Below are 4,922 nucleotides of genomic sequence, written 5' to 3'. Positions count from 1 at the left end.
GAACGGAAAGCGGTTTGCGTCATGACGAAGGGTCCTGCATCAAGGTAAGGCGAACAGAAGAAAGCGATCGATGCCGCACGGGGGCGGGACGGTGCTTCGCGAGCGGCGGCCGCACGTGATGTGCGGCACGGCCGGAGGCGATGGCGCGGGCGAGCGTGGCGGCCGAAGCCGTCAGCGAGTGGTTGTCCGCATACCTCGTAGCCGTTGCGCCTGCAACCGTTGCGCCCGCAGCCGGTATGCCCGCGTCCGGTACGACGGCGAACGGCACGGCAAGCCGCGACGGCCGGTGCGTGCGGGCGACGACGGGCTGCGTCATCGCTCTGCATGCACGCAGGCGCCCGGCCCGGCACAAGGCCGAACGGGGAATCGCGAAGCGGATGCGGTTGCCGCGTTTCATCTGTCTAGCGTGCCTCGATGCGGGCCGTCACGCGGCCTGCCAGTACGCGTCGAGGCGCGCGTACAGTGCGTCGCGCTGCGCCGGTTCGATGAACGACGCCTCGAAGCCGTTGCGGATCACCGCATGGACTTCGGCATCCGTGAGTTGCAGCCCTTCGGCCGTCGCGAAGTAGTTTTCATTGACGTAGCCGCCGAAATAGGCCGGATCGTCGGAGTTGATCGTCACCGCCACGCCGCGATCGAGCAGCGCCTTCAGCGTGTGCTTCGCCATGTCGTCGAACACGCACAGCTTCAGGTTCGACAGCGGGCACACGGTGAGCGCCGTGCGCGTTTTCGCGAGACGCTCGACGAGCGCCGCATCCTCGATGCTGCGCACGCCGTGGTCGATCCGGTCGACCTTCAGCACGTCGAGCGCTTCGTAGATGTAGGCGGGCGGGCCTTCCTCGCCCGCGTGCGCGACGAGCTTCAGCCCGAGTGCGCGCGCCTTTTCGAACACGCGTGCGAACTTCGTCGGCGGATGGCCGAGCTCGGACGAATCGAGCCCCACGCCGATCAGGCGATGACGATAGCGTTCGAACAGCGGCAACGCGGATTCGAACGTCGCGAGCGCGTCTTCTTCGGACAGGTGGCGCAGGAAACACAGAATCAGCTTGCTCGACAGCCCGCGCGCTTCGGCATCGGCGAGTGCGCGCTCGATGCCCGCGACGACCGTCTCGATCGGCACGCCGCGCTCGGTGTGCGTCTGCGGGTCGAAGAACAGTTCGGTGTGGACGACGTTGTCGGCGAGCGCGCGCTCGCAGTACGCGGCCGTCATGTCGTAGAAATCCTGCTCGGTGAGCAGCACGCTCGCGCCGGCGTAGTAGATGTCGAGGAACGATTGCAGGTCGGTGAACGCGTACGCGGCGCGCAGCGCGTCGATCGAGTCGTACGCGAGCTTCACGCCGTTGCGCTGCGCGAGCGCGAAGATCAGCTCGGGCTCGAGCGAGCCTTCGATATGGATGTGCAGCTCCGCTTTCGGCGCACGGGCAATCTTGTCCTTGAATGTCGGGGTCATGGCGTCGTTCTTGGTCGGTCAGTAAGTGGGGGAAGCCTGCGCGGACGCATTCGCCTCGACGGCCTGCAGCAACTGCGCGGCCACCGAGATCGCGATCACTTCGGGCGCCTTGTCGATGATGCCTTCGACACCGATCGGGCAGCGCATCCGCGCGACCTGGGCCGGGTCGATGCCGATCGCGGCGAGGCGATGATCGAACTGCACGCGTTTCGTGCGCGAGCCGGTCATCCCGAAGTAGGCATAGTCGCCGCGTCGCAGGATGCGCTCGGCCAGCACGAAATCGAGTGCGTGGTCATGCGTCATCACGACGAAGTAGGACTGCGGCGGCGCCGCGTCGACCGCGTCCGCCGGGGAGGCGGCCGCGTCGATCGCGAGGTTGCCGATGCCGGCGAGCGCGTCGGCCGGCGGGAACACCGCATCGGGCCCGTCGATCCAGCGCACGTGGCACGGCAGCGTCGCCAGCACCTTCACGAGCGCGGTGCCGATGTGCCCCGCGCCGAACAGCACGACGGGGAACGCATACGGCGCGATCGTTTCGGTCATCAGCGATACGCCGCCGGTTTCCCACAGCAGGCAGTCGGCGCGTGCGGCTTCCGATTCGGGCTCGCTCAACAGCGGCGCGCCCGGCGAGGGGCCGAATGATACGCTACGCACGGTCGCGGCGCCGGCCGCCACGCGCTTCGCGAGCGACATGATCCAGCCGAGGTCGCCGACGTCGAGCCGCTCGAACGCGAGCACCACGGCGCCGCCGCAGCACTGGCCGAGGCTCGGGCCGAGCGCGAGCCGCTCGAGCCGGCGTGCGTGCGGCACGTGCGCGCCGTCCTTCAGCAGATGCCGCGCGATCTCGATCGCCTTCCACTCCAGATGACCGCCGCCGATCGTATGGCGGGCCGTGTCGCGCGTGACGAGCATCTTGGTGCCGGCTTCGCGCGGCGCGGAGCCGTCGGTGTGCGCGACCGTCACGAGCACGGCCGCTTCGCCGTGCGCGAGCAGTTGCTGCAGATCGCCGAGCCAGGCTTCCATCAGCACGCTCCGTTCGGGACGACGCGGCACGACACGCGGCGCGCGCTGGCGGGCGCGGCGGCAACGAGGACGGACGGGAGCCGGGCCGGCCGGCTGCACGGCCGAGGCCATGCGGCGGCCGCGGACTGACGGCGTGCGCGAACGGCGCCGCCGGACGCGCGGACGCCATGAGGGTGACGGATGCGGATGGTTTGCGTTGTCATGATGAATCCAGTCGACATTGCGGATCGGGCGCGCGTTACGCAGGGAGCGGTGAAACCGCCTCGCCACGCGCACGTAGATCGCCATCCAGTCCCGAAGATAGCACCGCCACGCGGCGGGAACATGGCCGGGCGGTGATCCGGGCTATCAGGCGGCGATCATGTCGATCATAGGCCGGCCGCGCGGGATCGGGGGACCGATGCATGCACATCGGGCCCAAACGTACGCGTGACGGGGCGGGAGCACGGCGATCGCGCGATGCGCGCGGGCCCGGAAATCCGGGTGGCGGCAGGGTAGGTGTTTACGTGCGGCGACCGGCCAGGGCCGGCGCAGGCGTTGGCCGGAGCCGCGTGACGATTCGCTCGCCGGCGGCGCGTGGCCCGTGCGGTCGAGCCGCGCCGCCGGTTTTGCGGCCGGCAACGCGGCTGGCCGATCAGCTCGCCAGCTTGCGGCGATGACGCCAGAGGCTCGCGACGACCGCGACCAGGATCACGGCGAAGCCGATCAGCGCCCAGCCGGGCAGCAGGATGCCGAAAATCGGCGGGTAGACGGTCTCGCACAGCCCGGCGACCTTGAACATGCCGGGGAACCACTGCGCGGGCGGCAGGCTGTCGACGATCGGCTGCAGCGTGTCGAAGCCGCAGCTGAAGCCCGGATTCATCTGGATCGACAGGTGCCGTGCGGCCGTGCCGACACCGCCGGCCGCGGCGATCGCGATCAGCAGTTCGAGCACCCAGACGCCGCGCCAGTTGCGGATACCGGCGGCCAGGAACGCGAAGATCCCGATCGCGCAGAAGAAGTAGCGCTGGATGATGCACAGCGGGCACGGGTCTTCGTTCTTCACGTACTGCAGATACAGCGCACCGGCCAGCAGGGCGATGCACACCCATCCGAGCAGCATCAGCAGGCGGCGTTCGCGGCGTAGTGCAAGCGTGTAGTCGTTCATGTCGGCGGGGTTCCTCGTCGGTCGGTCCGGAAAACAATCGCGCGATTTTAGCGCGAACGGTCTGGCACGAAACTGACAGCGCGCGTGCGGCACCCTGCCGCACGCGGGCGCGGCCCGCCGCCGATCCGGCTTGCCATCGGCTCGCGCGGTCAGCGGATCGTGTTCAGCACGGCCTCGACCGACTGGCCGATCGCGAGCAGCGCGTCGTCGCGATGCGGCGCCGCCGCGAGCATCAGGCCGACCGGCGCCGCGTCGCGCGGATGGCACGGCAGCGACAGCCCGCACGCATCGAGGAAGTTGAACGCGCTCGGGTTGCGCAGGATCAGCGCGTTGGTGCGCGTGAACGCGTCGTCGTCCGTTTCGAGTTCGGCGATGCGCGGCGGCACGACCGGCACCGTCGGCGCGACGAGCGCATCGAAGCGCGACCAGACCGTGTGCGCGGCTTCGTCGAGCATCGCGGCGCGTGCGGCGAGCAGATCGAGATAGTCGGCCGCGCTCGCCGGTTCGCCCTTCAGGATGCGCGTCAGCACGCGCGGGTCGTACTGGTCGCGATGCGTGGCGAGCAGCGGACGATGCCACGCGTACGCCTCGATCGGCGAGAAGCCGAAACGGTTGATCTCCGGCAGCCGGTCGAGCGCGGGGAAGCGCACTTCGGTGACGATCGCGCCGGCGGCTTCGAGATGCTTGAGCGCGGTGTCGAGCGCGGCCGCGACGTCGGCATCGACGCCGTCCGTCACGTAGTTCGTCAGCACGCCGAGCCGTACGCCTTCGAGCGGCCGGGCGGCCGGCACGTGCGGCTCGAGCCCCGCCAGCATCCGGTCGACCAGTGCGCAGCACGCGACCGTCAGGCCGATCGGGCCGAACGAGTCGAGCGTCGTCGACAGCGGTACGCCGCCTTGCGTCGGAATTCGGCTCGCGGTCGGCTTGAAGCCCGTCAGCCCGCACAGCGCGGCCGGAATGCGGATCGAGCCGCCGGTGTCGGTGCCGAGCGCGACGGCGGCCATCCCGTCGGCGACCGACGCGGCCGCCCCCGACGACGAGCCGCCCGAAATCCGCGCGTCGCCCGGCACGTCGCGGTGGTACGGCGAGCGCGGGTTGCCGAAGTGCGGATTCAGCCCGAGCCCGGAGAACGCGAACTCGCTCATGTTGGTGCGGCCGACCAGCACCGCGCCCGCCCGCTTGAGCCGCGCGACCGCGACCGCATCGGTGCGCGCGGCCGGCGCGCCGTCGAGCACGCGCGACCCCGCGCGCGTGACCTGGCCCGCGACGTCGAACAGGTCCTTGACCGACACCGGAATGCCC

Annotated in this window: 5 protein-coding genes; all 5 read right to left on the bottom strand. The window is 70.0% G+C overall.

Features of this window, described 5'->3' with window-relative positions; genetic code table 11:
* Nucleotides 1–19: 19 nt before the first annotated feature.
* The gene (locus tag JMF90_RS24015; RefSeq protein ID WP_082409280.1) at nt 20–397 is read right to left on the bottom strand and encodes a hypothetical protein; all 378 of its coding nucleotides are present in this window, start codon (nt 395–397) and stop codon (nt 20–22) included.
* 27 nt (nt 398–424) lie between these two features.
* Nucleotides 425–1,450, bottom strand: a complete 1,026-nt coding sequence (locus JMF90_RS24010) for an adenosine deaminase (RefSeq protein WP_006476603.1) — start codon at nt 1,448–1,450, stop codon at nt 425–427.
* 18 nt (nt 1,451–1,468) lie between these two features.
* On the bottom strand, nt 1,469–2,473 hold the full coding sequence (gene xdhC / locus JMF90_RS24005; RefSeq protein ID WP_012328110.1) for a xanthine dehydrogenase accessory protein XdhC: 1,005 nt from the start codon (nt 2,471–2,473) through the stop codon (nt 1,469–1,471).
* 634 nt (nt 2,474–3,107) lie between these two features.
* Nucleotides 3,108–3,620: a disulfide bond formation protein B gene (locus JMF90_RS24000; protein WP_011544863.1), complete on the bottom strand. Its 513-nt coding sequence runs from the start codon at nt 3,618–3,620 to the stop codon at nt 3,108–3,110.
* A gap of 149 nt (nt 3,621–3,769) precedes the next feature.
* The coding region (locus tag JMF90_RS23995) for an amidase (RefSeq protein ID WP_201325508.1) at nt 3,770–4,922 on the bottom strand (1,153 nt) is incomplete at its 5' end.

It is taken from the genome of Burkholderia sp. E168m23, from assembly GCF_016586125.1.
Lineage (GTDB): Bacteria > Pseudomonadota > Gammaproteobacteria > Burkholderiales > Burkholderiaceae > Burkholderia > Burkholderia orbicola.
The sequence above is the reverse complement of the archived record's forward strand: the minus strand, read 5'-3'. Positions and strand labels throughout refer to the sequence as shown.